The sequence below is a fragment of the Sphingomonas parapaucimobilis NBRC 15100 genome (genome assembly GCF_000787715.1).
GTDB classification, from domain to species: Bacteria; Pseudomonadota; Alphaproteobacteria; order Sphingomonadales; family Sphingomonadaceae; genus Sphingomonas; species Sphingomonas parapaucimobilis.
The window spans coordinates 1-20,879 of sequence record NZ_BBPI01000102.1 but is presented as its reverse complement, the minus strand read 5'-3'; the positions used below and the strand labels follow the sequence as shown (position 1 = coordinate 20,879).

The window sequence follows — 20,879 nt, the reverse complement described above, 5'->3', positions numbered from 1 at the left end:
AACGGAGGGTGGGAATGAGGTGCCAAATCTTCCAGGCACCACCCCGGCGGAGGCCGAGGCCCAGGTTCCACCACGCCTTTTGTGCGCTATGCGATGCGGGGGAGGCCGCCACTCCCGCGCCTTCGATCATCTACCGCAACTGGACCCCCGCCTTCGCCGGGGTGGTGCGGGATTTGGAATGGCGTGGAAGCTCAGTACGCCCGCGCGACGGCGAACTCGACGGCTTCGATCATCGCGCTCTTCGCCGGTCCATCCGCAAAGCAACGCAGCGCCTCGATCGCCAGCCCGCCATAGTGCCGCGCGCGGGCCATCGTGTCGTCGACCGCCCGGCTCTTGCGGACCAGCGCGACGGCGTGGGCGAAGTCCTCGTCCGAGGTGCGCCGTCCCTCGACCGCGTCCTTCCAGAACTGACGCTCGTCGTCGTTCGCCCGCGCATAGGCGAGGATCACCGGCAGGGTCATCTTGCCCTCGCGGAAATCGTCGCCCGCATCCTTGCCCATGGTGCCTGCGTCCGACACATAGTCGATCGCGTCGTCGATCAGCTGGAACGCGATGCCCAGGTTCCGGCCGTAGGCCTCCAGCGCCAGTTCCTCCGCCTCGGGCCGCTCGGCTACCACGGCCGCGATGCGACAGGCGGCGGCGAACAGCGCGGCGGTCTTGGCGTCGATGATCGAGAGATAGCGTTCCTCGGCCAGCCCCACTTGCCGCACGGCGGTCAGCTGGTTCACCTCGCCCTCGGCGATCACCGCCGACGCGCCAGACAGGATGTTCAGCACCTTCAGGCTGCCCGCATCGACCATCAGCTGGAAGGACCGGCTGAACAGGAAGTCGCCGACCAGCACGCTGGCGGGATTGCCCCAGATGATGTTGGCGGTGCGACGCCCGCGCCGCAGGTCGGAGCCGTCGACGACATCGTCGTGCAGCAGCGTGGCGGTGTGGATGAACTCGACCGCCGCCGCCAGGACGTGGTGGCTGGTGCCCCGATAACCGAGCAGCTGCGCACTCGCGAGCGTCAGCATCGGGCGCATCCGCTTGCCGCCGCCCGCGATCAGGTGGCCCGCCAGTTGCGGGATCAGCGGGATTTCCGACGCCATGCGGTCGATGATGACCTGGTTCACGGCGTTCATGTCATCGGCCACCAGCCGGATCATCGGGTCCAGCGAGGGCGCGGGCTTGGCGAGGCGGGTGGCGGTTACGGTCATGGGCAGGTAAGAGCCTCTGGCGACAACGCTTGCCGAACGCAAGCCTAAGCGCGAAAGGGCGCGCGCGAATTCATGTGCGGCCACCGCGCCAGAGGGAGACGTACCGATCATGTCCGACACCGTGCTGACCGGCTATCGCCAGTCGATCGACAATATCGATGCCGCGCTGGTCTTCATGCTGGCCGAACGGTTCAAGATCACCCAGGCGGTCGGACGCTACAAGGCGGAGAACGAACTGCCCCCCGCCGATCCCGGCCGCGAGGAGTCGCAGATCGCCCGGCTGCGCCAGTTGGCGAGCGATGCGCAGCTCGACCCCGAATTTTCCGAGAAATTCCTGCGCTTCATCATCGATGAAGTGATCCGCCACCATGAAGGCTTTCGCGGCTGATGGCGTTCCTGCTGGCGATCGAGGGCGCGGACGGCGCGGGCAAGGCGACCGCGACGGCGGCGGTGACCGAAAGGCTGAACGCCGCCGGGCTGTCGGCGGCGGCCTTGTCCTTTCCACGCTATGCCGAGACGGTCGGCGGCTGGGCGCTGGGCGAATATCTGGCAGGCCGCCTGCCCCATGCCGCCGCGCCCGAGACGGCGGCGACCCTCTATGCGCTCGACCGATTCGAATCGCGGCCGCACCTGATCGAGCTGGCGGAAACGCACGATATCATCGTGTTCGACCGCTATATCGCATCGAACATGGCCTATCAGGCCGCGCAGGTGCCGCCCGACCGGGCGGAGGCGCTGCTGCAATGGATCGAGCAGCTGGAGACGGTGCAGTTCCGCCTGCCCGCGCCGCATCTGTCGGTCTATCTCGACACGCCGCTGGACGTCGCGCGCGACCTGATCGCCCGCAAGCGCAAGCGCAGTTATACCGACGATACCTATGACGCGTATGAGGCCGATCTGGGGCTTCAGGCGCGGGTGCGGGCCAATTACGCCGCGATGGCGGACGGGGCGATGCTGGGCGAATGGGTGACGGTGTCGACCGTGGCAGGCGGGGCATTGCGCGACCCGGCGGAGATCGCGGACGAGATCACCGCGCTGGCGATGGCGCGCCTGCGCTAAGCGCTCCCCCGCCTTACCGTTCCCCGGCGAAGGCCGGGGTCCAGTTTCTAGGCACTATCGGGAGCACAAGGCCTTTGCCTCCCACGCAAAGTTTCCACGCGCCACGGGCTTGAAAGGCACTGGACCCAGGCCTTCGCCGGGGAACGGATTCATTCATCCCACACGAAGCCGCGACGCCGCGAAGAGGAGGAATTTGGTTCGCGCGGAGGCGCGGAGACGCGGAGGTGTATTGTGCGCGATAGCGCAAATCCCTCTTTGTTCGTCCGTTTGAGGAAGAAGGCATGCATGAGTCGCTGGATACGACACCTCCGCGTTCTCCGCGCCTCCGCGCGAACAAAAATCTTCGCGGCTTCGCGTGAACCAAAATCCCGGCGACGCCCCTCAATGCGAAGCGCGGATCGTCCCCGCCAGCGGCGCGAAGCGGGCGACCTGTTGGCCCACCAGGCGCAGCTGCCCCTCCACCGCCGGATCGCTGATACGGCCTTCTTCGTCGAAGCGGGTCTGCTGCGTGTTCACCGCCGCCGCGAAGGGCGTCGGCCAGCCGCGCAGTGCATGGACGATCGAGCGCAGCGCCGCGATGGTCGAACCCGTCGCCTGCCAGCCATAGGCGGTCGCGATCAGCCCCACGGGCAGGTCGGCGAGATAGGGGCGGTCGTCCTTCGCCGTTTCCTCCAGCAGGTCGAGCGCGTTCTTCACCAGCCCCGAGATGCTGCCATGATAGCCGGGACTGGCGATGATGATCGCCGACGCCTGTCGCACGGTGTCGACGAACACCTGCTCCGCCTCGGTCCGCTCGCCCGCGCGCGGGTTGTAGAGCGGCAGGCGCGCCAGATCCTCGCCACCGAAGACATGGGTGCGAAAGCCCTCGTCCGCCGCCGCCGTCATCGCGGTGCGCAGCGCGCGCTCGGTCGAGGAGACGCTGCCGATCGTGCCGCCGATGCCGACGACGAGCGGGGAAGAAGAGTGAGCCATGCTCCGCCTTTCACTCCGGACCGAGCGACGAGCAAGCGCTAAGTTTGCAGGCTCCGGGCGTTGCGGCGGTCCGGGTCTCGCCCTATCCCATATGACAGGGAGATGAAGGATGCGTGTCTGGGCTTTGGGGATCGTCACGCTATGCGCCTGTCCGGCGGCGGCGCAGGAGGTGCGGCAAAGCGGCCCGCCCCCCGGTGTCGCCACCGGTGCGCCAGGTGCGCCCGATGGCTGGAGCATCACCATCGGCGCCGCCCCCGTTTTCGGCCCCGCCTGGCAGGGGTCGCGCGACATGGCATTGTCGCTGTTTCCCGATCTGCGGGTGAATTATGGCGACACGCTCTTCGCCTCGGTGCCCGACGGGATCGGGTGGAATGCGGTGCGCGGCGACGGCTGGCGGGCCGGGCCGCTGGTCAAGATCCGCTTTGGCCGCGACGAGCGCAATGGCGGCTCGCCCTTCTTGATCGCTGGCGGCAGCGACGCGCTGGAGGGCATGGGCGATATCAAGGCGGCGGGCGAGGTCGGCGGCTTTGTCGAAAAATCCTTCGGCCCGCGCCGGGGCTGGCGCGCTCGCGCGGAGGTAAGGCAGGGCTTCGGCGGGCATGACGGCGTGGTCGCGGACCTGTCGGCCGCCTATCGCACCCGGATCGGCCGCGCGATTGTCAGCGCGGGACCGCGCATGACGCTGGCCAGCGCGGATTTCATGCAGACCTATTTCGGCATTTCGGCGGCGCAATCGGTGCGTACCGGCCTGACGCCCTACCGGGCGGATGGTGGCGTGCTGTCCTATGGACTGGGTGGCAATGTCGTCCGCCCGTTGAACAGGCGCAGCGCCCTCACGCTGTTCACCAGCTTGGAGCGGCTGGGTGGCCCGGCCGCCGACTCGCCGCTGATCCGTGAGCGGGGACGGCGGATGCAGGCGACGCTGGGTCTGGGATACGGATTCCGCTTCGGCCTATAGCGCCGTTCGGGCTGCCGCTGCCGCACGGCCCAGTTCCGCGCGCTCGGCGCGGACGGCCATGGCGTCCCAGGAGGAAGCCGCACGCTCGCAGCGTTCGCGGACATTCTGCAAGGTCGCATCGGCGGCGTTGGTGCGTTCGATTTCGGCCTGGTTGCGGAAGAAGATGGCATCACGAGACATGGATTATCCTTTCGACCACAAAAAAAGCGGTAGCCGGATCGGCTACCGCTTCGACATTCAGGCGGGCTGAAGGTTGACCGCCGCCATCTTTCCGCGGCGATCCTGCTCCAGTTCGTAGCTCACCCGCTGATCCTGGTTCAGCGTGATCATGCCGGCACGCTCGACCGCGCTGATATGGACAAAGGCGTCCGCGCCGCCATTTTCGGGGGCGATGAAGCCATAACCCTTGTCGGCGTTGAAGAATTTGACGGTTCCGGTGATGCTCATTTTCGTTCCTTCATAATGGTGAACCAGGCGCGGGGCCGGATTCGAGGCCGCGGTGCAGGGAAAGAAGGAACGTGCCGCAAAGCAGAGAACCGTCGATTTGCGACTTTAGCAGCATGACATGTGGGCCTCCCGATCCGAATCTGCAAGGCCGGGTCGGAAATAACTTCATTCCACATGCCGCCATCAAGGCCGAAATTGGGGTGGCATGCGCCTGTCACGGAGCTAGAAAGGCGGACAAGAGCATAGCTGGAGGACCGGACGGGGCATGACGAAACACCTTCCCTGGATAGCACTGGCGATCGTCGGAGCGGGGGCGCTGGGCGTGGTCGCCACGGTGCGGGGCGAACCGATCAACGCGCTGTGGATCATCGCCGCCGCCGTCTCGGTCTATCTGATCGCCTATCGTTATTATGCGCTGTTCATCGCCAGAGTGATCGGCATCGACCCCAGCCGCCCCACCCCGGCCATCCGCCGCGCCGACGGGCTGGACTATGTCGCGACCGACCGCACCGTGCTGTTCGGCCACCACTTCGCCGCGATCGCGGGCGCGGGGCCTTTGGTCGGGCCGGTGCTGGCGGCGCAGATGGGCTATCTTCCGGGCACGCTGTGGATCCTGGCGGGTGTGGTGCTGGCGGGCGCGGTGCAGGATTTCCTGGTCCTGTTCCTGTCGATGCGACGTGACGGGCGCTCGCTGGGCGAGCTGATCCGCATGGAGATGGGGCCAGTCGCGGGCACCATTGCGCTGTTCGGCGCCTTCATGATCATGGTCATCATCCTCGCGGTGCTGGCGCTGATCGTCGTGCGCGCACTGGCCGAAAGTCCCTGGGGCCTGTTCACCGTGGCGGCCACGGTGCCGCTGGCGATGCTGATGGGCGGCTATACCCGTTGGGTCCGGCCGGGGAAGATCGGCGAGGTGTCGATCATCGGTTTCATCGGCCTGATCCTGGCGATCGTCTATGGCCAGTCGATCGCGCAGTCGGCGGTGCTGGCGCCGCTCTTCACCTTCACGCCGGTCCAGCTCTGCTTCCTGCTGATCGGTTACGGCGCGGTCGCCTCGGTCCTGCCGGTGTGGCTGCTGCTCGCGCCGCGTGATTACCTGTCGACCTTCCTCAAGATCGGCGCGATCGTGGCGCTGGCCATCGGCATCGTCATCATGGCGCCACCGCTGAAGATGCCTGCCCTCACCAAGTTCATCGACGGCAGCGGGCCGGTCTGGGCGGGACCGCTCTTCCCCTTCCTGTTCATCACCATCGCGTGCGGCGCGGTGTCGGGCTTCCACGCTCTCATCGCCAGCGGCACCACCCCCAAGCTGATCGCGAGCGAAAAGGACGCGCCCTTCATCGGTTACGGCGCGATGCTGATGGAAAGCGCGGTCGCGATCATGGCGCTGGTCGCCGCCTCGATCCTCGATCCGGGCATCTATTTCGCGATGAACGCGCCCGCCGCCGTACTGGGCACCGACCCGGCCAGCGCCGCCGCCGCCGTCACCGCGATGGGCTTTCCCATCTCGGCCGACACGCTGGCGCAAGTCGCGCGCGACGTGGGCGAGCATACGATCATCTCCCGCGCGGGCGGCGCGCCGACGCTGGCGGTGGCGATGGCGGAAATCTTCAGCCACCTGTTCGGTGGACAGGCGATGAAGGCCTTCTGGTATCACTTCGCCATCCTGTTCGAGGCACTGTTCATCCTGACCGCCGTGGACGCGGGCACCCGCGCGGGCCGCTTCATGCTGCAGGACCTGATCGGCCTGGTCGTCCCCAGCTTCCGGGGATCGAGCAAGGTCGCACCCGGCCTGATCGCGACCGGGCTTTGCGTCGCGGCCTGGGGCTTCTTCCTCTATCAGGGCGTCACCGATCCGCTGGGCGGGGTGAACACGCTGTGGCCGCTGTTCGGCATCTCCAACCAGATGCTGGCCGCCGTCGCGCTGATGCTGTCGACCGTCGTGCTGTTCCGCATGAAGAAGGACCGCTATGCCTGGATCACGGTGGTGCCGACCGTCTGGCTGCTCGCTTGTACGCTGACCGCCGGGTGGATGAAGATCTTCTCGGCCGATCCGCGCGTCGGATTCCTCGCCCATGCCGACAAGTTCGCCAGCGCCGCCGCGTCGGGCAAGGTCCTGCCGCCCGCCAAGACCATGGCGGAGATGGGGCGGATCGTGTTCAACGACCGGATCGACGCGGGGCTGTGCGCGATCTTCCTGGGCGTGGTGCTGGCGATCCTGGTCTATGCGGTGCGCACCTGCCTGATCGCACGTCGGATCGACCGGCCGAGCGTGACCGAGGTGCCGCCCGAGCTGGTGGCCGCCGAATGAGCTGGCTCGCCCGCCTGCGTCAGATCGGCAACGCCATGGTCGGAATGCCTAGCTATGACGCCTATGTGGCGCACATGGCGGCCCGGCATCCCGACCGCGAGCCGATGGACGAGGTGACCTTCTTCCGTGAGCGGCAACAGGCAAGGTATGGCGGGAAGAATGGCGGGCGTTGCTGCTGATTGTTCGCGCGAAGCCGCAAGGCTCCGGAGAAGATTGGTTCGCGCAGAGACGCGGAGACGCGGAGGAAGAGAGTGGGGCATTATCCCCCCTCCGTTCAGACTGAGCACAGTCGAAGACCACGGGATAACGCCCGCCACGCGGGCAGAACTCGCCAGCGTTCCAGGAGCCTGCGGCTCGAAGGTCCTTAGGCGACTCCTTCCCGTGGCCTTCGACTGTGCTCAGGCTGAACGGCGGTTGGGAGTGCCGATAAGCGCCTTCCGCTCCCCTCTGCGTCCTCCGCGCCTCTGCGCGAACCCAAAACTCCGCGTCTCCGCGCGAACAAAAAACCTTCGCGCCATCGCGGCTTCGCGTGAACTCAAAACCCCCGCTCCGCTGCCGCCCCGCCCTACCCTTGCCTTTTACCCACACCACGGCTACATCGCGTTCCCATCCGAACAGCGCGGACGGACCTTTCGTCGCAGGCCCCCTGGGCAGGCGACGGCGGACCCATGCCTCGCTGACAGTAATTTCCACGCAGGGCGGGAACGGCACGAGTGGCGAAGACGACCCCCATCGAATTCCTCAACCAGGTCAAGACCGAGACCAAGAAGGTCGTCTGGCCGACGCGGCGCGAGACGGTGATGACCGGCGTGATGGTGGTCGTGATGACCACGATCCTGGCCATCTTCTTCCTGGCGGTCGACTCGTTCTTCGAGACGCTGGTCCGCACCCTGCTGTCGCTCGCGAAGTAAAAGGGTTCTCATGGCGCGCTGGTACATCATCCACGCTTATTCCGGTTTCGAGGGCAAGGTCCGCGACTCGATCATGGCCGAGGCGACCCGTCTGGGCCTCGACCATCTGGTCGACCAGATCGAGGTTCCGACCGAGACCGTGACCGAGGCCCGTCGCGGCAAGAAGATCGCGGTCGAGCGCAAGTTCATGCCCGGCTATGTCCTGGCCAAGCTCGACATGACCGACCAGGTCTATCACCTGGTCAAGAACACGCCGAAGGTGACCGGCTTCCTGGGCGCGATGGGCAAGCCGCAGGCGATCAGCGAGGCGGAAGCCACGCGGATGCTGAATTCCAAGGAAGAGGCCGCCGCCGCCCCGAAGCACAAGGTCAAGGTCGACTACGAGATCGGCGACGCGGTCAAGGTGCTGGAAGGCCCCTTCGCCAGCTTCAACGGCGTGGTCGAGGAACTGGATTTCGACAAGTCCAAGGTCAAGGTGTCGGTGTCGATCTTCGGTCGCGCGACCCCGGTGGAACTGGACTTCGAGCAGGTCGAACGCTCGAAGTAAGCTCGGACCATCCGACGAAACAGGGGCCGGGGCGGCAACGCCACCGGCCCTTTTCGTATCTGAACTTCCCGCCCCCCTTCCCCACCTCCGTTCAGGCTGAGCGAAGTCGAAGCCCACGCCCAACGTTCCGCCCCGCGCGAATCCCGTGCACTTCGACTTCGCTCAGTGCGAACGGAGGGCGGGGCAGACTCACCTTGCTTTCTCTACCACTTTTTACTAAGAGCCCGCCCTTCCCTAGCATTCATGCGACGGAACCCTTGCGGGAGGGTGCGCTGGCGTACGCCACGCGCCCGTCACGACCGCTAGACTCGAAAAGAGAGTGACATGGCAAAGAAGATTACCGGCTATATCAAGCTGCAGGTTCCTGCAGGCGCCGCCAACCCCTCGCCGCCGATCGGCCCGGCGCTGGGTCAGCGCGGTGTGAACATCATGGAATTCTGCAAGGCGTTCAACGCGCAGACCGGCGAAGTCGAGAAGGGCACGCCGCTGCCCACCGTCATCACCGTCTATGCCGACCGTTCGTTCTCGTTCGAGACGAAGACCGCGCCTGCGACCTACCTCATCAAGAAGGCCGCCAACCTGAAGTCGGGCTCGAAGGAGCCGGGCAAGGTGTCGGCGGGCAAGATCGCGCGCTCGAAGCTCGCGGAAATCGCCCAGGTCAAGATGAAGGATCTGAACGCCAACGACATCGAGGCTGCGACCAAGATCATCGAAGGCTCCGCCCGCGCGATGGGCCTCGAAGTGGTGGAGGGCTAAGATCATGGCCAAGCTGACCAAGAAGCAGAAGTCGGTCCAGATCGACGCCGAGAAGCTGCACGGCATCGACGAGGCGATCTCGCTGGCGCGCACCAACGCGACCTCGAAGTTCGACGAGACGATCGAAGTCGCCGTGAACCTGGGCGTTGACCCGCGCCACGCCGACCAGATGGTCCGCGGCGTCGTCACCCTGCCCAAGGGCACCGGCAAGACCGTTCGCGTCGGCGTGTTCGCCAAGGGCGCCAAGGCCGACGAGGCACGCGCCGCCGGCGCCGACGTCGTGGGCGCCGAGGACCTGATGGAAACCATCCAGGGCGGCACCATCGATTTCGACCGCTGCATCGCGACCCCGGACATGATGGGCGTCGTCGGCCGCCTCGGTAAGGTGCTGGGTCCCAAGGGCCTGATGCCGAACCCGAAGCTGGGCACCGTGACCATGAACGTCGCCGAAGCCGTCAAGGCGGCCAAGGGCGGTCAGGTCGAGTACCGCGTCGAAAAGGCTGGCATCATCCACTCGGGCATCGGCAAGGCGTCGTTCCCGGCGGAAGACCTGCGCGCCAACTTCGACGCGCTGGTCGACGCGCTGATCAAGGCCAAGCCGTCGGGCGCGAAGGGCAAGTATGTCCGCAAGGTCGCCGTCTCGTCGACGATGGGCCGCGGCATCAAGGTGAACGTCTCGGAAATCCCGGGCGCGTAAAGCCAGCCGCCAGCGCATGCTGACAGGATCAGGGGGTCGGAACCAAGGTTCCGGCCCCCTTTTTCGTGGCCGAGTGGCGGGCTGCCCCTACTCCGTTCAGCCTGAGCGAAGTCGAAGGCCACGTTTCAGCCTCGCCGCAAGCACATCCCATGCACTTCGACTTCGCTCAGTGCGAACGGGGGCATGGTGGTGGGACTCCCCTCCCCTTCAGGGGAGGGGCCGGGGGTGGGGCGGCTCCACAAGCACGTCGCCAAGGGGAAAGGCCCTACCCCAATCCAGCATCGGGTCGATCAGGCTCCCAGCCTGATCGACCCGATGCTCCTGAAGGGGAGAAGCTAAATGCGCCTACCCCATGACCGCCCGATTAAATTTGGTCAGTCCAAAACACTCAACGCGGGAAATCGTCATCCCGCGCCGGAATCGCCCCCGAACGCATCACCGTCCACCCGGCGAGCCTATGCCCCCGCACCGCCGCCTCGGCGGGCGACAAACCATCCAGTCGCGCGCCCAGATAGCCTGCGTTGAACGCATCCCCCGCCCCGCTGGTATCGCGCGGGTTCAGGCGCTCGGGCGGCGGCACGATGCCGACGCCGGTGACCAGACAACCATCGGCGCCCAGCTTCACCACGACCTCACCCGCGCCCAGCCCCTGCCAGCGGTCGCGCACTTCTTCGGCGGACTTGGCGTCGACCAGCATCGCCTCGTCCTCCAGAGTCGGCAGGCCGATGTCGCAGCCGCCGATCGCCCGACGGCACAGCTCGCGCGCCTCGTCCTGAGTGGCGAACAGGCGGGGGCGGTAATTACCGTCGAAAGCAACCCGCCCGCCCCGCGCCCGCACGCGCTGCGCCAGATCGAACAGATGCTCCCGGCTCGGTTCGTCCAGAATCGCGAGAGTAATCAGCGAGTATAGCAGCAGATCAGCCTGCTCGACCTGAGCCATCACCGCCTCGCTGCCCGGCAGGGACAGGGTACGTCGCGCGGCGCTCTGCCCCCGCCAATAGGAAAAGCTGCGTTCGCCCGCTTCGTCGGTGGTAATCGCGTACAGGCCCGGCATCCGGGTCGGGTCGCGCAGGATCAGGCTGGTATCGATGCCCTCGGCCGCCCAGTCTTGAAGCAGCGTCGCGCTGAACGGATCGTCGCCCAGGGCGGTTACGTAGCGGACATCGCGGTCCATCCGCGCCAGATGGATCGCAGTGTTCAGCGTGTCGCCGCCATGACCCAGCCGCCACAGCCCACCGTCTGCGCGCGATAATTCGATCATCCCTTCCCCGACGACGACGATCCGCATCCACTTCTCTCCTATCGATCGCTAGCTTTACCAGCATAGTGGCAAGGCCAAAATTTGTAACTGGTCAATCCGAATGCCGAATGCTACCGCTAACCGACGCAAAAACGTGATTTGGGACGAGGGAATAGCGGCCGTGTTGATGATCCAGTCCATGCGGTGGTTCGGACCCGCCGACCCGGTCTCCTTGTCCCATATCCGCCAGGCGGGCGCCACAGAGGTCGTCACCGCGCTGCATGAAATTCCCAACGGCGTGGTCTGGCCGCGCGAGGCGATCGCCGAGCGGCGGGCGATGATCGAGGCGGCCGGGCTGGGCTGGTCGACGGTCGAGAGCCTGCCGGTGCATGACGCGATCAAGCGCGGCGAACTGACCGACGAACTGGTCCGGGCCTATGGCGACAGCCTGCGCAACCTGGCGGCGGAGGGCGTGCGGACCGTCACCTATAATTTCATGCCGTTGCTCGACTGGACGCGCACCGATCTGGACTGGGAACTGCCCGATGGGGCGACCGCGCTGCGTTTCGAATGGGCGGCGGTGGCAGCCTATGACATCCATATCCTGAAGCGGCCGGGCGCCGAGGCGGATTATTCGGAAAGCGTCCGGGCCGCCGCCGCAGAGCGCTTCGCCGCGATGACGCCCGAGGAACGCCACAAGCTCGAACGCACGATCATCGCGGGGCTGCCAGGCAGCGAGGAGAGCTTCGACTCGCCCGCCTTCCAGCGCGCGATCGACACCTATGCCGGGATCGACGCCGAAGCACTGCGGGCCAACCATATCGCCTTCCTGCGCGCGGTCTGCCCGATCGCCGAGGAAGTCGGGATCAAACTGGTCGTCCATCCCGACGATCCCCCCTTCCCCATTTTCGGCCTGCCGCGCGTCGTCAGCACGGCGGAGGATCTGGATCATCTCTATGCCGCCGTGCCGTCCCTGGCGAACGGGCTGTGCTTCTGCACCGGGTCGTTCGGCGCGCGGCCGGACAACGACCTGCCCGCCATGGTCCGCCGTTTTGCCGAGCGGATCGACTTCCTCCACCTCCGCTCGGTCGGTTGGGAAGCGGGCGAGCGCAATTTCCATGAGGCGGAGCATCTGGGCGGCCATGCCCGCATGGCGGAGGTGATGCAGGCGGTGGTCGAGATTTCGCATATGCGGAACCGTGCGATCGTGATGCGCCCCGACCATGGCCACCGGATGATGGACGACCTTCATCGCAGCTCCAATCCCGGCTATTCGCTGCTGGGCCGTATGCGCGGGCTGGCCGAGCTGCGCGGGCTGGAGCAGGGAATCGTGCATATGCTGGGGTTGAACGCATGACACGCAAATTGGAGCTTCATCCCGACCGGCTGCTGCCCGCCGATCCGACGACGCGGGGCATCGCGCGGACGCTCTATGCCGAGGTCGCGAACCTGCCGATCATCAGCCCGCACGGCCACACCGATCCGCGCTGGTTCGCCACCGACGAGCCCTGGGCCGATGCCAGCGACCTGCTGCTCGCCCCCGACCATTATATCTTTCGTATGCTGTACAGCCAGGGCATCGCGCTCGACGATCTGGGCATCCCGCATCGCGGCGGCCGCCCCGCCACCGATCCGCGTGCGGCGTGGAAGCTGTTTGCGGCGAACTATCATCTGTTCCGTGGCACGCCGTCGCGCATGTGGCTCGACCATGTGTTTGCCGAGGTATTCGGTTTCACCGAGGCGCTGGAGGAGGCGACCGCCGACCGCTATTTCGACGCGATCGGGGAGGCGCTCGCCACCCCCGCCTTCCGCCCGCGCGCGCTGTTCGAGCGGTTCCGCATCGAGTGCCTGGCGACGACCGAGGGCGCCGACGATCCGCTGGTCCATCACCAGGCGATCCGCGACTCCGGTTGGGCTGGCCGCGTCATCACCACCTATCGCCCCGACAGCGTGATCGATGTCGAGCATGAGCAGTTCGCCGGCGCGATGCAGCGCTTCGCCGCGCTGACCGGCGAGGATGTGTATAGCTGGTCGGGCTATCTCGCCGCCCATTCCAAGCGCCGCGCCGCCTTCCGCGCCTTGGGCGCGACCGCGACCGATCACGGCCATCCCACGGCGGCGACCGCGAACCTGTCGACGGCGGAATGCGAGGCGCTGTTCGCGCGTGTCGTCGGCGGTGGATGGACGCCCGCCGATGCCGAACTCTTCCGCGCGCAGATGCTGACCGAGATGGCGAAGATGAGCGTCGCGGACGGCATGACGATGCAGATTCACCCCGGCTCCTACCGCAACCATAATGCCGGACTCTTCGCCAGCCATGGCCGCGACAAGGGCGCGGACATGCCGATGCGCACCGATTACGTCCATGCGCTGAAGCCCATGCTCGATGTGGTCGGCAATGAGCGCGACCTGACCATCATCCTCTTCACGCTGGACGAAAGTGTCTATGCGCGCGAACTGGCACCGCTGGCCGGGCATTATCCGTGCCTGAAGCTCGGCCCTGCCTGGTGGTTCCATGACAGTCCCGAGGGGATGCGCCGCTTCCGCGAGATGACGACCGAGACGGCGGGCTTCTACAACACGGTCGGGTTCAACGACGATACCCGCGCCTTCCTGTCGATCCCGGCGCGGCATGACGTCGCGCGGCGGGTCGATTGCGGCTTCCTGGCGCGCCTCGTCGCCGAGCACCGGCTGGAGGAGGACGAGGCGGTCGAGCTGGCCCATGCGCTGACCAACGGGCTGGTCCGCTCGGCGTACCGGCTGTGACCCGGCTGAGCGAGGCGACCGCCGCGACACTGCCCGACGCCGTCGCACGTCCCGGCTATGACCGGGCGGCGCAGCGGACCGGCATCGTCCATATCGGGCTGGGCGCGTTCCACCGCGCGCATCAGGCGGTCTATACCGACGATGCGATGGCGGCGGGCGACCGCGACTGGGCCATTGCGGCGGCATCGCTGCGCTCGGGCGGCGTGCATGACCAGATGGCGCCGCAGGACGGCCTTTATACCGTCACCGAACGGTCGAGCGAGGGCGAGGCCGTCCGCCTGATCGGCGCGATCCGTGAGGTGATCGTGGCGGCCAGGACGCCCGACCGGCTGGCCGAACGCCTCGCCTCCCCCGACACGCGGATCGTGACGCTGACCGTCACCGAGAAGGGCTATTGGCGGCAACCCGATGGCGCGACCGATCTGGCGGGCATCGTCGCGGATGGGAACAGCATCTATCATTATCTGGCGCAGGCGGTGGTCGCGCGGGCTGCGGCGGGGCTTGGTGCCCTGACGCTGGTCAGTTGTGACAACCTCCCCGATAATGGCCGGGTGCTGCGCGCCGGTGTCGCGGCATTCCTCGACCATCGGGGCGAAACGGCCGCGCGCGACTGGTTCGAGCGCGACTGGCGCTGCCCCAACACCATGGTAGACCGCATCGTCCCCGCCGTCACTGACGCCGAGCGCGCAGGCGTCGAGGCGGCGCTGGGGATGCGCGATGAGGCCGCCGTCATCACCGAACCCTATCGCCAATGGGTGATCGAGGATGACTTCGCGGGCGAACGCCCCCGCTGGGAAGTCGGCGGGGCGCAGTTCGTCGCCGATGTCGCGCCCTATGAGACCGCCAAGCTGCGGATGCTCAACGGCGCGCATTCGGCGCTCGCCTATCTGGGGCTGGAACGCGGGCACGAGTTCGTCCACCAGGCGGTCGCCGATCCCGCCATCCGTCCCGTGGTCGAACGGCTGATGCGGGACGAGGCGGCGACCAGCTTCACCGCCGCCGAGGGACAGGCGCTGGAGCCTTATGCCGACGCCCTGCTCGCCCGCTTCGCCAACCGGACGCTGGAGCATCGCCTGTCGCAGATCGCCAGCGACGGATCGCAAAAGGTCGGCCCGCGCTGGCTATCCTCGCTGGCGGCGCATGGCGGGGACGCACCCGCGACGCTGACCGCGCTGGCGGCATGGCTGCGGTTTGTCCGGACGGGCAATGATGCGTCGCCCGATCCGCGTCGGGCGGAACTGGCCGGACTGTGGGAACAGGGCGATGCGGCGCAGGTGGTGGATGCGCTGTTCGGGGACGGCGGTTCGATGGCGGGCCTGTGGCGGCCGACCGAAGCGCAGCGGACGGCGTTGATCGGTAGGATCGCAGAATAAATCCTCCCCGGCACGGGGAGGTGGCAGGCCATCAGGCCTGACGGAGGGGGGCTTCCACACAGGACGTACCTAGCGGAAATCCCCCTCCACCACCGCTTTCGCGGCGGTCCCCCTCCCCAAGCATAGCTCGGGGAGGAATAAGGCGGATTACTGCCCGTCCTTCGGCTCGATACCCTCGCCAGGCGCGTCGCCGCTCGGCGTGCGCTGGACGCGTGAGGTCATGCCGGTGGCCGAGGCATCGTCCAGCATCTGCTGGTCGACCGTCCGCTCGGGCGGGGGCGGCGGAATGGTGTCGGCGGCCATGTTGACCGGCGCGACCGCCTCCGCATCGTTGGTCATGACCGGGGTTTCCTCCGGCGCGGTCATATTCTCTTCCACTACGGCCGTGTCGTTCTCGACCGGCACGGGCGGATCCTCCGACGAGCGCGAGCAGCCCGCCAGCATCAGTCCGGCCGCGAACAGCGCCATGGCGCTTTTGGTGGCAATCTTCATCCTGTCTTCCCTTTAGTCCTTGGTTGCCTGTGCCCGCTCGGCCGAGCGCGCTTCGATCTTGGCCGCCAGCTGCGCATCCCAGCTATAGGGATCCTCGCGGAAGCCCACCTGCCCATCGGCATTCGCAAACGCCGTCCAGTAGAGCAGATAGACCGCCACCGGCTCGGCCATGGTCGCGCGCACCGTCTTGCCCGATGCGATGACCGCATCGATCTGCGGCTGCTGCCATTCGGGCGTGGTCTTCAGCATCAACGAGGCCAGATCGGCGGGCTTTTCCAGCCGGACGCAGCCATGGCTGGCCAGCCGGTCGAACTTGGAAAAGCCCGACTGGGCGGGCGTGTCGTGCAGATAGACCGCGAAGTCGTTGGGGAAGTCGAACTTGTACCGGCCCAGCGCGCTCTTTTCCGACGATTGCTGCAACCGCTTGGAACCGTCGCCATTGTCGATGACCCGGAAACCCGCACGCTTCAGATAGCCGGGATTGGCCCGCTCCTTGGGCCACAATTCCTTGTTCGCGATCGAGCTGGGCACGTTCCAGGGCGGGTTCAGCACGATGCTGCGGATCGTCGACACCAGCATCGGCGTCTCGTTGCCCGGACGCCCCGTCACCGCCTTCATCGACATGACGGGATTGTCGCCGTCGAACACGGTCAGCACGGCGGCGGCGATGTTCACCTGGACGCGCTTGGCCTCCAGCTGCTGCGGCAACCAGCGCCAACGTTCCATATTCGCCATGATCTGGCGGATGCGCTGCGCCACCGGAACGTTGAGCACGGCGATGGTCTGGCTGCCCACGGTGCCGACCGGGTTCAGTCCATAACGCCGCTGCGCCCGCCGCACCGCCGCCAGCAGATCGTCATCGAACCGCTCGCCGGTGGCGCTGACCGCTGGGTCCTCCATCGCCAGCCGCTTGCGCAACGCCAGCACCTGCGGCCCGCTTGCGCCGAAGTTGATGGTGGCCGCCGGGAGCGACGACCAGCCCCCCGCCGCCGCCATGGCGCGATAGCGGGCCAGCCCCTTCACCAGCGCGTCATAGCCCGCATAGGGCGGCGGCAGCGAGGCGATCCAGGCCGACAGCCGGTCATGGCGCACCGCCTCCGCAAAGCCGGGCGCGGGGTCGTAAGGCTGCGGCCGGATGCCCCAGTCCTTGGTGAAGTCCGCCGCATCCAGCCGCCCGACATGCACCGCATGGGCATAATCCAGCGCCACGCGGGTCAGAGCGGCGGGCGACAGGGTCGACAGGGTCGACAGGTCGCGCGGCGGCCCCTGACGCAGCCCCTGCGCCACCTCGCCCTGCGCGATCAGGGTCGCGAGCTGGCGGGCCTGCGCCTCCGACAAGGGGGGGATCGCCACGGCGGGGGCCGCTTGCGGCAGCGGCTGCACGGTCGCAGGCGGCACCACCTGTGGCTGCGCGGCGGGGGGCTGGGCCTGCGGCGGCGTCGTGGGGACCATCACCGGCGGCGGCGCGACCTGCGCCAGCAGCGGCGTCGCGATCATCGATCCGGTCGCCAACGTACCAAGCAGCCGGGCAATGGAGGGGCGGGAAACGGAGAATGGCATTTTGGTCATGCGGATATGATAGCCCCTGTTCGTCGGCATGTCGTCGTGGGAACGGCGCTTTACATCACGCTATCCTACGCCAAGCTGAACCGATCGACAGGCAAAACGTCGCAATTGATCGAATTTCAGCGACAACCCGCCAACATATGTGAACCGGCCGATGGCATGCGGTACGGCCACCTCTCTCCCCATGGGCAGCGCTTGACATGACCGTGGGATCATGTTTTGTATACCGGGGGCCATTAGTGGAGGCGAACGGCAGGATCGGCGAATTCTTTCGGCACAAGATCGGCTGCCGATTCACCAAGACGCGCTTCATCGATCCCGGATCACCGGGCCATATATCTGAATATCGAAGGCAGCCCGAAAAGAGGCGCCTCACATCTGCAGCAGGAACGGGAGTCAATAAAACCAAAAGAGGGAAAAGATTATGGCTTACGGACCAAGCCGGTTGCGCAAATGGGCGCTGGCAAGTGCGGCTGTCGGTGCCCTGATCCTGGCGGTCGATGCGCAGGCGCAGACCCAGGCGACGGGCGGCGGCGCGGGCGTGGCGGAAAATGCCACCGGCGACGATATGACGGCGGGCGACAACACGATCGTCGTCACCGGCTCACGCATCCGCCGCAACCCCCTCGACCAGAGCGCCCCCCTCACCGCGATCGACAGCGCGGATATCGCCCGCACGGGCCTGTCTTCGATCGGCGACGTGCTGCAACGCCTGCCGGGCGCCGCAGGCGGCCTCAATTCCCGCTTCAACCGCTCCGGCAACAACGGCAATCCGCCCGATGGCGGCGGCGTCGGTGCCGGCTCGGCGGAGATCGACCTGCGCTATCTGGGTAGCCGCCGCACCCTGGTTCTGGTCGACGGCCTGCGCTTCATCAACGGCAGCGCGGCGAGCGGCATTCCCGGCGCGGTCGACCTGAACGCCATTCCCGACAGCATGATCGAACGCGTCGACGTGCTGCGCGACGGCGCTTCGACCATCTACGGTTCGGACGCGATCGCGGGCGTCGTCAACATCATCACCAAGAAACGCCAGAACGGCTTCCTCGCCACCGCCCAGCTCGGCGGTTACGACAAGGGCGACGGCGTGACCCAGAATTACCAGCTCAGCTGGGGCCACCGGACGGCCGACGACCGCGTCTCGGTGGTGGTCGGGGCGAATTATATCAACCAGGGTTCGGTCTTCGCGGGCGACCGGCCCTATTACGCCTTCCCCGATCCCGGCGCGACCGCCTGCACCACGACGTGCAGCTCGGGCACGCCCAATGGCCGGTTCATCATCAACAATCCCGTCACGGGCGAGTCGATGAACCTGACGCTGAAGAGCAATCCGCTGACCCAGCCGCGCTTCGATCCGCTGAACCCGACCGGCGCGAACAGCGATTTCAAGGCCTTCACCGTCGCCGACCGCTTCAACTTCCGCCCCTTCAACTATCTGCTGACCCCGCAGGAACGGGTCGGCGCGTTCGTCAACTTCACCGGCCAGCTGGCGGACAATGTCCGGCTCAGCACCCGACTGATCTACAATCGCCGCACCTCGGACAACCAGGCCGCGCCGCTGCCGCTGTTCGTCGGGCCGGACGCGGGCAACGGCAATCTGCTCGACACCATCTCGATCGACCGGACCAATCCGTTCAACCCGTTCGGTGTGACGCTCAGCGCGGGCAACACCGGCACGCCCGCCAACTATGCCTTTATCGGCCGTCGCTTCGTCGAGAACGGCCCGCGCCATTACAGCCAGCGGGTCGACACCATGTACATGTCGAGCACGCTGGACGGCCAGATTCCGATCGGTGCAGGCACCTGGTACTGGGACGCCAACCTGATCTATGCCGAGAACCAGGCCAAGCAGGTGGCGCATGGTAACGTCAACGCCGCCAATCTGGCGCAGGCGCTGGGACCTGTGGCGAACTGTACCGGCGCATGCGTGCCGTTCAACATCTTCGGCGGGGCGGGCTCGATCACCCCGGCAATGATCAACTATGTCACCTTCACCCAGCGCGACCGGTCCGAACAGACGATGACCGACGCGACCCTCAACCTGACCGGCACGCTGCTCCAGCTTCCCGCCGGGCCGCTGGGGCTGGCGACGGGCTACGAGTTCCGTCGCCAGACCGGCTCATTCAACCCTGACCCCATCGTCGCGGCGGGCCTGGGCTCGGACATCCCGGCCCAGCCGACGGCGGGTGCCTTCGACGTCCACGAAGTCTACGGCGAACTCAGCATACCGGTGCTGAAGGACGCCCCCTTCTTCCGCCTGCTCGAAGGGTCGTTCGCGGCGCGCTATTCGGATTATTCGACCAGCGGCAACCGCACGGTGATGAAGGGCGGGCTCAGCTGGAAGCCGTTCGAGGATCTGCGTTTGCGCGGCACCTGGGCGCAAGGGTTCCGCGCGCCCAGCATCGGTGAGCTGTTCGGCACGCCGTCGCGCTTCGACGGCAACGTCATCGATCCCTGCTCGGGCCTGGCCAGCCTGCCCGCCAACAGCACGGTGCGGCAGAACTGCGTCGCGCTGGGCGTGCCGGTCAACTATGTGCAGAACGGCCTTCAGCTGCCGATCCTGACCGGCGGCAACCGCGCGCTGAAGCCCGAACGGTCGGAGAGCTGGGTGTTGGGCGGCGTGTACAGCCCGAGCTGGGCGCGCGAGGCCGGGATCGCCAGCCAGCTGAGCCTGGAGGCGGATTACTACACCATCCGGGTCGACGACGCGATCGCATCGGTCGGCGCCGACGTGCTGCTCGCCAACTGCATCAACCAGCGGGACGCGGTCAGCTGCGGCGCGATCACCCGCTCCGCGACCGGCAGCGGCCAGATCACGCAGATTCGCGGCCTGCTTCAGAATATCGCCTCGCTGAAGAGCGAGGGGATCGACGTCACCCTGCTTTACCGTAGCCCGCGCGTCGGGGCGGGCAGCTTCGGCCTGAACTGGGCGAGCAACTTCCTGTTCGAATATTCGACCACCCTGCCCACCGCGACCGGCAGCGAGAAGCTGGAGCGGCAGGGCACCGAGCGCGGCGACCAGGCCTATCCGCGCTTCAAGAGCGTGGCGACGATCGACTGGTCGAGCGAGACCTTCCTTGCCTCGCTCACCGGGCGTTACATCGGCAAGGTCGTCGAGCCCGCCTATGACAATCGCGAGATGAAGCCGATCCTGTATCTCGATGCGCAGATTGGCTGGACCATGCCCTGGCTGGCGCAGCGGCTCACCCTGACCATGGGTGTCAACAACATCCTGGGCCAGCGTGCGCCCGACTGCCTGAGCTGCGGCGGGTTCGACCCGACCACCTACGACCTGCCGGGCCAGTTCGGCTATGCCCGACTGGGCTTCAAATTCTGACGACAAGGCGGCCAGGGAGACATCCCTGGCCGCTTACCCCATCAAGGGGATGGCTGTCCGATTGGGGGCCGCGGCACGTTCATCGTCCTCGCCATGACGCTTGAATGGCGAATGTCATGGCAAGCCGGTGGTATCGTTCGATAGAGCGCCGCCAGGATATGAGTTTTGGGTATCAGCCGCTGGGCGCCCATCCGACTTTCGTCGATCATTGACGACAGGCGTACGGAAGTGGGGAACTGGCTGCTGGA

Annotated in this window: 20 protein-coding genes; 13 read left to right on the top strand and 7 right to left on the bottom strand. The window is 66.7% G+C overall.

Annotated features, from left to right (window positions below):
* Positions 1–191: 191 nt before the first annotated feature.
* Positions 192–1,202: a polyprenyl synthetase family protein gene (locus tag SP5_RS17830; protein ID WP_042491333.1), complete on the bottom strand. Its 1,011-nt coding sequence runs from the start codon at positions 1,200–1,202 to the stop codon at positions 192–194.
* A 109-nt stretch (positions 1,203–1,311) separates the two neighbouring features.
* Here SP5_RS17830 and SP5_RS17825 point away from each other — a divergent pair, with 109 nt between their 5' ends.
* Positions 1,312–1,590, top strand: a complete 279-nt coding sequence (locus tag SP5_RS17825) for a chorismate mutase (protein WP_042491330.1) — start codon at positions 1,312–1,314, stop codon at positions 1,588–1,590.
* On the top strand, positions 1,590–2,261 hold the full coding sequence (locus tag SP5_RS17820; RefSeq protein ID WP_042491326.1) for a nucleoside/nucleotide kinase family protein: 672 nt from the start codon (positions 1,590–1,592) through the stop codon (positions 2,259–2,261). Before SP5_RS17825 ends, SP5_RS17820 begins: the two co-directional genes overlap by 1 nt.
* A 381-nt stretch (positions 2,262–2,642) precedes the next feature.
* Here the strand turns inward: SP5_RS17820 and SP5_RS17815 are convergent, their stop codons facing one another.
* Entirely contained in the window at positions 2,643–3,233 is a 591-nt protein-coding gene (locus SP5_RS17815; protein WP_042491323.1) for an NADPH-dependent FMN reductase, read from the bottom strand.
* A gap of 109 nt (positions 3,234–3,342) precedes the next feature.
* Between SP5_RS17815 and SP5_RS17810 the strand changes: the two genes are divergently transcribed.
* Complete coding sequence (locus SP5_RS17810; RefSeq protein WP_042491321.1) at positions 3,343–4,191, top strand: MipA/OmpV family protein; 849 nt, start codon at positions 3,343–3,345, stop codon at positions 4,189–4,191.
* Here the strand turns inward: SP5_RS17810 and SP5_RS17805 are convergent.
* On the bottom strand, positions 4,186–4,371 hold the full coding sequence (locus tag SP5_RS17805) for a hypothetical protein (protein ID WP_042491319.1): 186 nt from the start codon (positions 4,369–4,371) through the stop codon (positions 4,186–4,188). The genes SP5_RS17810 and SP5_RS17805 overlap by 6 nt on opposite strands.
* Before the next feature lie 57 nt (positions 4,372–4,428).
* Positions 4,429–4,638: a cold-shock protein gene (locus SP5_RS17800; protein ID WP_042491318.1), complete on the bottom strand. Its 210-nt coding sequence runs from the start codon at positions 4,636–4,638 to the stop codon at positions 4,429–4,431.
* Positions 4,639–4,903: 265 nt separating this feature from the next.
* Here SP5_RS17800 and SP5_RS17795 point away from each other — a divergent pair, with 265 nt between their 5' ends.
* The 6 genes from SP5_RS17795 (at position 4,904) to rplA (ending at position 9,860) form a co-directional block, all read left to right on the top strand.
* The gene (locus SP5_RS17795; protein ID WP_042491315.1) at positions 4,904–6,949 is read left to right on the top strand and encodes a carbon starvation CstA family protein; all 2,046 of its coding nucleotides are present in this window, start codon (positions 4,904–4,906) and stop codon (positions 6,947–6,949) included.
* Positions 6,946–7,128, top strand: coding sequence for a YbdD/YjiX family protein (locus SP5_RS17790; RefSeq protein WP_042491312.1), 183 nt, complete (start codon positions 6,946–6,948; stop codon positions 7,126–7,128). Before SP5_RS17795 ends, SP5_RS17790 begins: the two co-directional genes overlap by 4 nt.
* 534 nt (positions 7,129–7,662) lie before the next feature.
* Positions 7,663–7,860, top strand: a complete 198-nt coding sequence (secE, locus tag SP5_RS17785; RefSeq protein WP_042491311.1) for a preprotein translocase subunit SecE — start codon at positions 7,663–7,665, stop codon at positions 7,858–7,860.
* Between the two features lie 10 nt (positions 7,861–7,870).
* Complete coding sequence (nusG, locus tag SP5_RS17780) at positions 7,871–8,407, top strand: transcription termination/antitermination protein NusG (protein ID WP_042491307.1); 537 nt, start codon at positions 7,871–7,873, stop codon at positions 8,405–8,407.
* A 324-nt stretch (positions 8,408–8,731) separates the two neighbouring features.
* A complete protein-coding gene (rplK, locus tag SP5_RS17775) occupies positions 8,732–9,163 on the top strand; it encodes a 50S ribosomal protein L11 (protein ID WP_007407063.1) in 432 nt (143 codons plus the stop codon).
* Between the two features lie 4 nt (positions 9,164–9,167).
* The gene (rplA, locus tag SP5_RS17770; protein WP_042491306.1) at positions 9,168–9,860 is read left to right on the top strand and encodes a 50S ribosomal protein L1; all 693 of its coding nucleotides are present in this window, start codon (positions 9,168–9,170) and stop codon (positions 9,858–9,860) included.
* A gap of 388 nt (positions 9,861–10,248) precedes the next feature.
* Here rplA and SP5_RS17760 read toward each other — a convergent pair whose 3' ends face one another.
* Positions 10,249–11,148 carry a sugar kinase gene (locus SP5_RS17760; RefSeq protein WP_042491300.1) on the bottom strand — a complete coding sequence of 300 codons (900 nt, stop codon included), beginning with the start codon at positions 11,146–11,148 and terminating at the stop codon, positions 10,249–10,251.
* Positions 11,149–11,299: 151 nt separating this feature from the next.
* On the opposite strand from SP5_RS17760, the gene uxuA reads away from it, so the two are divergent.
* From uxuA to SP5_RS17745, 3 genes are read left to right on the top strand one after another with little or no spacing between them, the layout of a single operon-like run.
* Positions 11,300–12,457 (top strand): mannonate dehydratase, encoded by a 1,158-nt coding sequence (gene uxuA / locus SP5_RS17755; RefSeq protein WP_174435568.1) that lies wholly within the window; start codon positions 11,300–11,302, stop codon positions 12,455–12,457.
* Positions 12,454–13,866, top strand: a complete 1,413-nt coding sequence (gene uxaC / locus SP5_RS17750) for a glucuronate isomerase (protein WP_042491297.1) — start codon at positions 12,454–12,456, stop codon at positions 13,864–13,866. The genes uxuA and uxaC overlap by 4 nt, the downstream gene beginning before the upstream one ends.
* A complete protein-coding gene (locus tag SP5_RS17745) occupies positions 13,863–15,239 on the top strand; it encodes a mannitol dehydrogenase family protein (protein ID WP_042491294.1) in 1,377 nt (458 codons plus the stop codon). The genes uxaC and SP5_RS17745 overlap by 4 nt, the downstream gene beginning before the upstream one ends.
* Positions 15,240–15,386: 147 nt before the next feature.
* Here SP5_RS17745 and SP5_RS17740 read toward each other — a convergent pair whose 3' ends face one another.
* Positions 15,387–15,731 carry a hypothetical protein gene (locus SP5_RS17740; protein WP_042491291.1) on the bottom strand — a complete coding sequence of 115 codons (345 nt, stop codon included), beginning with the start codon at positions 15,729–15,731 and terminating at the stop codon, positions 15,387–15,389.
* A 12-nt stretch (positions 15,732–15,743) separates the two neighbouring features.
* Positions 15,744–17,300, bottom strand: coding sequence for a L,D-transpeptidase family protein (locus SP5_RS17735; RefSeq protein WP_174435567.1), 1,557 nt, complete (start codon positions 17,298–17,300; stop codon positions 15,744–15,746).
* Between the two features lie 421 nt (positions 17,301–17,721).
* On the opposite strand from SP5_RS17735, the gene SP5_RS17730 reads away from it, so the two are divergent.
* Positions 17,722–20,631: a TonB-dependent receptor domain-containing protein gene (locus tag SP5_RS17730; protein WP_042491286.1), complete on the top strand. Its 2,910-nt coding sequence runs from the start codon at positions 17,722–17,724 to the stop codon at positions 20,629–20,631.
* The last annotated feature ends 248 nt before the right edge of the window (positions 20,632–20,879 follow it).

Bases quoted from the DNA above. Each gene is read 5' to 3' on its own strand.
- rplK (WP_007407063.1), top strand. From the start codon at position 8,732: ATGGCAAAGAAGATTACCGGCTATATCAAGCTGCAGGTTCCTGCAGGC.
- SP5_RS17810 (WP_042491321.1), top strand. From the start codon at position 3,343: ATGCGTGTCTGGGCTTTGGGGATCGTCACGCTATGCGCCTGTCCGGCG.
- rplA (WP_042491306.1), top strand. From the start codon at position 9,168: ATGGCCAAGCTGACCAAGAAGCAGAAGTCGGTCCAGATCGACGCCGAG.
- SP5_RS17740 (WP_042491291.1), bottom strand. From the start codon at position 15,731: ATGAAGATTGCCACCAAAAGCGCCATGGCGCTGTTCGCGGCCGGACTG.
- SP5_RS17825 (WP_042491330.1), top strand. From the start codon at position 1,312: ATGTCCGACACCGTGCTGACCGGCTATCGCCAGTCGATCGACAATATC.
- SP5_RS17815 (WP_042491323.1), bottom strand. From the start codon at position 3,233: ATGGCTCACTCTTCTTCCCCGCTCGTCGTCGGCATCGGCGGCACGATC.
- uxuA (WP_174435568.1), top strand. From the start codon at position 11,300: ATGCGGTGGTTCGGACCCGCCGACCCGGTCTCCTTGTCCCATATCCGC.
- SP5_RS17800 (WP_042491318.1), bottom strand. From the start codon at position 4,638: ATGAGCATCACCGGAACCGTCAAATTCTTCAACGCCGACAAGGGTTAT.
- SP5_RS17805 (WP_042491319.1), bottom strand. From the start codon at position 4,371: ATGTCTCGTGATGCCATCTTCTTCCGCAACCAGGCCGAAATCGAACGC.
- SP5_RS17730 (WP_042491286.1), top strand. From the start codon at position 17,722: ATGGCTTACGGACCAAGCCGGTTGCGCAAATGGGCGCTGGCAAGTGCG.
- SP5_RS17820 (WP_042491326.1), top strand. From the start codon at position 1,590: ATGGCGTTCCTGCTGGCGATCGAGGGCGCGGACGGCGCGGGCAAGGCG.
- nusG (WP_042491307.1), top strand. From the start codon at position 7,871: ATGGCGCGCTGGTACATCATCCACGCTTATTCCGGTTTCGAGGGCAAG.
- SP5_RS17760 (WP_042491300.1), bottom strand. From the start codon at position 11,148: ATGCGGATCGTCGTCGTCGGGGAAGGGATGATCGAATTATCGCGCGCA.
- SP5_RS17830 (WP_042491333.1), bottom strand. From the start codon at position 1,202: ATGACCGTAACCGCCACCCGCCTCGCCAAGCCCGCGCCCTCGCTGGAC.
- SP5_RS17735 (WP_174435567.1), bottom strand. From the start codon at position 17,300: ATGACCAAAATGCCATTCTCCGTTTCCCGCCCCTCCATTGCCCGGCTG.
- SP5_RS17795 (WP_042491315.1), top strand. From the start codon at position 4,904: ATGACGAAACACCTTCCCTGGATAGCACTGGCGATCGTCGGAGCGGGG.
- SP5_RS17790 (WP_042491312.1), top strand. From the start codon at position 6,946: ATGAGCTGGCTCGCCCGCCTGCGTCAGATCGGCAACGCCATGGTCGGA.
- uxaC (WP_042491297.1), top strand. From the start codon at position 12,454: ATGACACGCAAATTGGAGCTTCATCCCGACCGGCTGCTGCCCGCCGAT.